General features: G+C 68.6%; 8 protein-coding genes. 4 read left to right on the forward strand and 4 right to left on the reverse strand.

The genetic code is table 11. From position 1 onward, the window contains the following. From JWP54_RS13815 to JWP54_RS13830, 4 genes are all read left to right on the forward strand, one after another. On the forward strand, window positions 1–1,172 hold a 1,172-nt coding region (locus tag JWP54_RS13815), incomplete at its 5' end, for a helicase-related protein (protein ID WP_297373039.1). Window positions 1,173–1,300: 128 nt separating this feature from the next. Then, window positions 1,301–1,687: a hypothetical protein gene (locus JWP54_RS13820; RefSeq protein ID WP_297373040.1), complete on the forward strand. Its 387-nt coding sequence runs from the start codon at window positions 1,301–1,303 to the stop codon at window positions 1,685–1,687. Between the two features lie 18 nt (window positions 1,688–1,705). Next, on the forward strand, window positions 1,706–1,921 hold the full coding sequence (locus JWP54_RS13825; protein WP_297373041.1) for a hypothetical protein: 216 nt from the start codon (window positions 1,706–1,708) through the stop codon (window positions 1,919–1,921). 204 nt (window positions 1,922–2,125) lie between these two features. Next, window positions 2,126–3,148, forward strand: a complete 1,023-nt coding sequence (locus tag JWP54_RS13830; protein WP_297373043.1) for a TerC family protein — start codon at window positions 2,126–2,128, stop codon at window positions 3,146–3,148. Here JWP54_RS13830 and JWP54_RS13835 read toward each other — a convergent pair. Genes JWP54_RS13835 through JWP54_RS13850 form a run of 4 tightly spaced genes read right to left on the reverse strand, consistent with a single transcriptional unit; the run spans window position 3,145 to window position 6,086 of the window. Then, window positions 3,145–3,984, reverse strand: coding sequence for a hypothetical protein (locus JWP54_RS13835; RefSeq protein WP_297373045.1), 840 nt, complete (start codon window positions 3,982–3,984; stop codon window positions 3,145–3,147). The genes JWP54_RS13830 and JWP54_RS13835 overlap by 4 nt on opposite strands. Next, on the reverse strand, window positions 3,981–4,610 hold the full coding sequence (locus JWP54_RS13840; protein ID WP_297373046.1) for a hypothetical protein: 630 nt from the start codon (window positions 4,608–4,610) through the stop codon (window positions 3,981–3,983). The genes JWP54_RS13835 and JWP54_RS13840 overlap by 4 nt, the downstream gene beginning before the upstream one ends. Next, window positions 4,610–5,200: an RNA polymerase sigma factor gene (locus JWP54_RS13845; RefSeq protein ID WP_297373048.1), complete on the reverse strand. Its 591-nt coding sequence runs from the start codon at window positions 5,198–5,200 to the stop codon at window positions 4,610–4,612. The genes JWP54_RS13840 and JWP54_RS13845 overlap by 1 nt, the downstream gene beginning before the upstream one ends. A gap of 55 nt (window positions 5,201–5,255) precedes the next feature. Further along, window positions 5,256–6,086, reverse strand: a complete 831-nt coding sequence (locus JWP54_RS13850) for a hypothetical protein (RefSeq protein ID WP_297373050.1) — start codon at window positions 6,084–6,086, stop codon at window positions 5,256–5,258. Between the last annotated feature and the right edge of the window lie 226 nt (window positions 6,087–6,312).

A 6,312-nucleotide genomic window follows, 5' to 3' on the forward strand; every position in this document is an offset into this window, starting at 1 on the left:
CCTCCGGCACGGCCACCAACGTCACCCAGCGCTACCTCAAGGTGGCGCACCCGCAGAAGCTCGACGCGCTCACCCGCATCCTCGAGGTCGAGAACTTCGACGGCATGATCGTCTTCGTCCGCACCAAGCACGCGACGGAGGAGCTCGCCGAGCGGCTCCGTGCCCGCGGTTTCTCGGCCGCCGCGATCAACGGCGACGTGGCGCAGGTACAGCGCGAGCGCACCATCGACCAGCTGCGCAAGGGCAAGCTGGACATCCTGGTGGCCACCGACGTCGCTGCGCGCGGTCTCGACGTGGACCGGATCAGCCATGTGATCAACCACGACATCCCCACCGACACCGAGTCCTACGTGCACCGCATCGGCCGCACCGGCCGGGCCGGCCGCAGCGGTGCCGCGATCAGCTTCGTCACCCCGCGCGAGCGTCACCTGCTCAACGCCATCGAGCGGGCCACCCGCCAGCCGCTCACCCAGATGCAGCTGCCCAGCGTGGAAGACGTCAACGTCACCCGGCTCGCCCGGTTCGACGACGCCATCACCGAGGCCCTCGGCCAGAGCGACCGGATCAACACCTTCCGCGACATCATCGGCCACTACGTCTCGCACCACGACGTGCCGGAGGCCGACGTGGCCGCCGCCCTCGCCGTGGTCGCGCAGGGTGAGACCCCGCTGCTGCTCAACGCCGAAGACGCCCGCCAGGCGCAGCGCTTCGACCGTGAGCGCACCGAGCACCGGGACCGTGACCGCGGTGACCGTTCCGTGCGCAACGACCGCAGGGACGACCGCGGCAGCCGGGACGACCGCGGCAGCCGGGATGACCGTCCGCTGCGCAGCGAACGCCCCGAACGCCGCTCGCGGGACAGCAACCGCGCCATGGCGTCGTTCCGCATCGAGGTGGGCAAGCGCCACAAGGTGGAGCCGCGCCAGATCGTGGGCGCCCTGGCCAACGAGGGCGGGCTGAGCCGGGAAGACTTCGGCGCAATCCAGATCCTGCCCGAGTACTCCCTCGTCGACCTGCCCGCCGACCTGTCCGGTGACGTCCTGGGCCGCCTCTCGGCCACGCGCATCAGCGGCAAGCTGATCGAGATCCACGCCGACAACGGAGCCTCCGCCGGCCGCAACGACCGTCCCCAGCAGGGCGACCGGTCCGAGCGTCCGCCGCGCCGCTACTAGGCTCAACGCACTACTCAACCGGGGGGACGAGGCATGAGCGGGGAACCAACGGCTCCGTCGAGCCGTCCGACGCTCCGGATGCATCAGACGCATGATGCATCCGGGGCGTCGGCTGCCACGGTGTGGAGGTGAGCGCCACAACCGAGCCCGCAGACGGCCCCCGCCGAGCTGTGCGGATGCACCAGTCGCACGATGCGGCCGGCGTCCCCGCGCCGGCCGAATTCCTGGAGCACCTGCCCCCGGCACCGCTTCCCATCACCGTCGGCTCCTCGGCGATGCGGTTCCTGGCGCCACTGACTCCCTCCCGCACCGACCGGAAATTCGCCTACTTCTACTCCGACCCCGCCCGCGGCTCCGGCTGGCTCGAGCTCGAGGGCTTCCGGCCCAGCGATGCCGAACGCATCCACGAGCTTGTGCGGATGGAGGAGATCGTGCGCGTTGTGGGCGCGGAGCCGCGCAAGAACGCCGACGTCGCCTACGGCAACGCCCTCATCTTCGGGTCGAACAATCCCTAAATCATCATCGCCTTTTCGGTGGCCTTCTTCGGGCTCGGCGTCTACGCACTCCTGTGGATCCCCACCTATCCGCACCTGATCTGGCTGTACGCCGTCACCGGCGGGTTGCTGATGGCCCTGGGGGTGCTTCTGGGTGTCCTCACGGCCAGGCGGGTGCCCTGGTGGCACCGGGCCCGCCGGTACGCGCGCAAGGACGGCGAGAGGACGCCGTCCGATCTCTCGATCTGGTGCTGATGGGCCGATACCGGTGCCGCGACGCTGGGGCTTTTTCCAGAACTGTGCCCTATGCTGGATACAGCAAGGGGAGTACTTCCACGCGGCGCACCCGTCAATACGGACTTGACGTTGAGTCCCGGGACGCTGGCTCGATCGCCCTCAGGGGTCGCCGGGTGGAAGAGACCTTGATCTCCCACCATTCCCCATGCCCTGGAGCTCGCCTTGAACATCACTCCCCTCATCTGGATCATCACCATCTCCGTGACGATCGCTTTCTTCGCCTACGAGTTCTTTGCTCACGTGCGCAAACCCCACGAACCGACGGTCGGCGAGTCTGCCCGCTGGTCGGCCTTCTACATCGGTCTCGCCCTGCTCTTCGGCGTCGGGATCGGCGTCGTCTCCGGCTGGACCTACGGCGGCGAGTACTTCGCCGGCTACCTCACCGAGAAGGCGCTGTCGATCGACAACCTCTTCGTCTTCCTGATCGTGATGGCCGCGTTCTCCGTCCCGAAGGCGTACCAGCAGAAGGTGTTGATGTTCGGCATCATCATCGCGCTGATCATGCGCGGTGTGTTCATTGCCGTCGGTGCCGCCCTGATCGAGAACTTCTCCTGGGTGTTCTACCTGTTCGGCGCGCTGTTGTTCGTGCTGGCCTACATGCAGGTACGCGGCCACGAGGGCAACCCGGCGAACAATCTTTTCGTGCGCATCGCCCGCAAGCTGCTGCCCGTCACCGACGAGTACGACCGTGACAAGCTCACCACCAAGATCAACGGCAAGCGTTACGTCACGCCGATGCTGCTGACGATCATCGCGATCGGTTTCATCGACCTGGTCTTCGCGATCGACTCGATCCCCGCGATCTACGGGCTCACCTCGGAGGCGTACATCGTCTTCACCGCCAACGCGTTCGCGCTGATGGGTCTGCGCCAGCTGTTCTTCCTCATCGGGGGACTGCTCGAACGCCTGGTCTACCTCTCGCAGGGCCTCGCCGTGATCCTCGGCTTCATCGGCCTCAAGCTGGTCTTCCACGCGCTGCACGTCAACGAGCTGCCGTTCATCAACGGCGGCGAGCCGGTGCTCTGGGTGCCCGAGATCCCGATTTGGTTCTCGCTGGTCTTCATCGGCGCCACGGTGGCCGTTGCCACTATCGCGAGCCTGGCCAAGACCCGCGGGGATGCCGCCAAGGCCGACCGCGGCCAGGTCGGCGGCCAGAGCGTCACCAAGGCCACCGACTCGCACTAGTCCGGCGGCCGCCGGATGAACAGATGGTCCAGCAGCACGGTGGTCAGATTGTTCACGGTCACGGCGGTGTCGTGGCGCAACCCCTCGGGAATTTCGATCACGCTCGTCCAGGGGATCCTCGGCTCGCTGCATCCGTCCGCGCCGGCCGGTATGACGACTTCGGTCACGATGTCGAGTTGCCCGGCCGGGGCGTTGTGCCGGTAGGCCACCGGCCGGGAAGCGCAGCCGGACCCGAAGACCACCAGCGTCAACTCGTGCGGGCCGGGACCGGCCAACGCGTAGGAATCCTGTTCTCCGTCGCCGGCGGGCAGGGGCGGCATCGCCACATCGGTGGCCACCATCCGCAGCGGTGTGAGATCGTCCCGGGCGAGTTCCACTGTGAACTGGGCCCGCGGAAAGTAGCATTCGTCCGGGTTTCCCGCCGCCGACTCGGTGCAGTCCGATTCCGCCGAGGGGATGGCCGTGACCACGACCCGTTCGAGGCGGATGTCCGACGGCACCGTCATCGTCGTTTCGAAGGAGCCGTCGGCGGTCACCGTCACGGAGGTGGTTTGCCGGACGGAGTCGTTCACGTGGATCGATCGCAGTTCGAGCGTCTGCGTCGTGCCCGGGGCGAGGGTGGTGCAGATGTCCCCGGGCTCGGTCGGCGGACGGGAGACCAGGACATCCTCACCGACCACCGCCGTGGCCGGGGTCACCACGATGCCGCAACCGAACGGATCCTGGGTGGCGTTGTCGGCGGGCGGACCCGCTGTTCCCACCCCCGCCCCACAGCCGGTCAGGAGCACCGAGCCACCCAGCACCAGCGCTGCGATCCCCGCCCGGCCGCTCTTCATGGGGTCAGGCCCGCCGGGTCGAAGTAGCCGAGCAGGGTGACACCGTCGGCCCGGTAAATGGGCACCCCGCCGCCGACGGCCCCCGACGCGCCCCCATCCGCGGAGTCGGCGGTGACGCCCAGGAGCGCGAGCCGGGCTGCTTCGAGGTCGCTGCGGTACGCGTATCCGGTCACTCCGTTGACAGCGAGCACCGGGGTGAGGCCGTCCGACTTCGGGGTGAAGGAGTCCGCCGCCGATGGAGTGCCGTGCAATTCGGAGCCGTGCAATTCGGAGCCGCCCGATTCGGAGCTGTCCGATTCGGAGTCGTCCGCAGCCGCGGCATCGGCGCCCTCGGCGCTCAGGCTTTCGGGCGTGGAGCGGGCCTCGTCGCTGGGAGCGCTGGCGTCCTCGGCGACGGTGCTGCCGGCCAGCCGGTCGTAGGCCACCACGGTGCCGGCGCCGATGCCGCCGGCGAACAGGAGGGCGGCCGTCGCGGCCAGGGAGAACGCCGTGCGGCTCAGCCGGGCGGGGCGGGGCCGCGGGGTTCCGGCCACTGTGCGAACGAGCAGGCTGCGGATCTCGGCGCTGCGGCGCGAGTCGAACTCCGGGCGGCCACTCCCCCGATCGTGCGGATGTTTGTCGGTCATCAGAGGCTCCATCCCTCTTGGGCGTCGGGTGCGGCCTGCAGCATCAGCTCGGCCATCCGGTTCTTGGCCCGGTAGAGCCGGGACTTGACGGTGCCGATCGGAATGCGCAGGGCCACCGCCGCCTCGGCGGTGGTCAGTTCCTCCAGTACGCACAGGGTGAGGATGTCCTGGTCCCGCGGGCTGAGCTGGGCGAAGACCTCCCGCACTTCGGGCGCTCCCCGGGCGCGGTCGATCCCGGCGGCGGCGGCGTCCGACGGGTCAGGGGTCGCCTGATCCGGGGAGACCTTGGCCAGGGCCAGCCGGTAGCGGCGCGCCGACCTCGCCTGGTTGCGGCAGACGTTGTTGGTGGTCACGAGCAGCCAGCCGATGATCGAACCGTTCACGACCCGCACCCGGCGCCGGTGCCGCCACAGCTCGAGGAACGCAATCGCGGTCACGTCCTCGGCATCGTGCCGGGACGCGAGTGCGCGGAGGGCATGGCCGAAGACCCTGTCCCGGTGCAGGTCGAAAATCTCACCGAACGCTGCAGCATCGCCCTCGACGGCTCGGGCCCACAAGCCGTACTCGTTGGTGCCCTCGGCTGCCGTCATACCTAATAATGTCCACACGCCGGGCCGGGTTCCATTCCGGAGCAGCAGATTCTCCTCAGCCGGGCAGCAGGAGCCCTTCGACGTTGTCGACGGACACGGTCCGGTAGTCGCGGAAACCCTCGGGGATCTGGATCACAGTGGTCCAGAGCTCTGCCATCGCTGCACACTCCTGCTTTTCGGGCACGACCGCCACGCTGACGATCTCGAGGCTGTCGGACGCGGCGGTGCCCACGAAGCTCGTCGGCCGGGCAGCGCAGCTGGAGCCCCAGATCACGAGGGTGAGGTCGGTCGTCCCCGGTCCGGCTAGGGCGTACGACGTCAGCAGGGAGTCGTCCCGGGGCAACGCCGGGGCCGGCGCGTCGGTGCTGGTGATGGTGACGGGCTCGAGGTCGTCGGGATCGAATCCCACCGTGAAGTAGGTGCGCGGCAGGATGCATTCCTCGGTTGTGTCAGTCGTGACGGCTGGGCAGCCGAACTCGTCGGGTGGGATCGCCGTGACGATCGCGTCGCCGAGACGCATCCCGGCGGGTATCCGCATCCGGGCCTCGAAGTCGCCGTCTGCGCCGACGACGGCGGTGACGGTCGCCTCAGCGGCGTAGCCGAGGATCGAGGAGCGCAACTCGAGCGTCTGGGTGGACCCGGGGACGAGCGTGCCGCACTCCCCCGGTCCTGACTCTCCCTGCGCAGCGACCCCCGACTCCGTCGCGGCCCTGGTGATGAGCACCTCGTCGCCGAACACCGCTGCGGCCGGGGTCACGGCGATGCCGCAGGCCAGCTGGTCCACCGGCTCCGCCGGGGCGGCCGGGCCGGCAGGTTCGGCACAACCGGCCAGGGCGGCGCACACCAGTAGCGCGGCCAGGGCCCGCGTCGTGAGCGAAAACGTCATACCCACAAATGTCCGCCCCAGCCCCGAGGTTCCCCCCAGCCGCGTCCCTCAGACGGCATCCGCAAACAAGGATTTCGCGAGTTTTTCAGGACCACAGAGCCTGGGGTGACCCGCTCGTGCTGGACACTGTTCCTGATCATTTTATTAGGCCGCTGCCGGGGTGGTTGTGGTGGTGTGTAGCGTGCTGGTGAACTCGGTGAGGGCTTGGGTTGGTGTTTTGTAGCCG

Source organism: Cryobacterium sp., assembly GCF_025463825.1.
Classification (GTDB): Bacteria; Actinomycetota; Actinomycetes; order Actinomycetales; family Microbacteriaceae; genus Cryobacterium.

Bases quoted from the DNA above. Each gene is read 5' to 3' on its own strand.
- JWP54_RS13835 (WP_297373045.1), bottom strand. From the start codon at position 3,984: ATGAAGAGCGGCCGGGCGGGGATCGCAGCGCTGGTGCTGGGTGGCTCG.
- JWP54_RS13840 (WP_297373046.1), bottom strand. From the start codon at position 4,610: ATGACCGACAAACATCCGCACGATCGGGGGAGTGGCCGCCCGGAGTTC.
- JWP54_RS13850 (WP_297373050.1), bottom strand. From the start codon at position 6,086: ATGACGTTTTCGCTCACGACGCGGGCCCTGGCCGCGCTACTGGTGTGC.
- JWP54_RS13845 (WP_297373048.1), bottom strand. From the start codon at position 5,200: ATGACGGCAGCCGAGGGCACCAACGAGTACGGCTTGTGGGCCCGAGCC.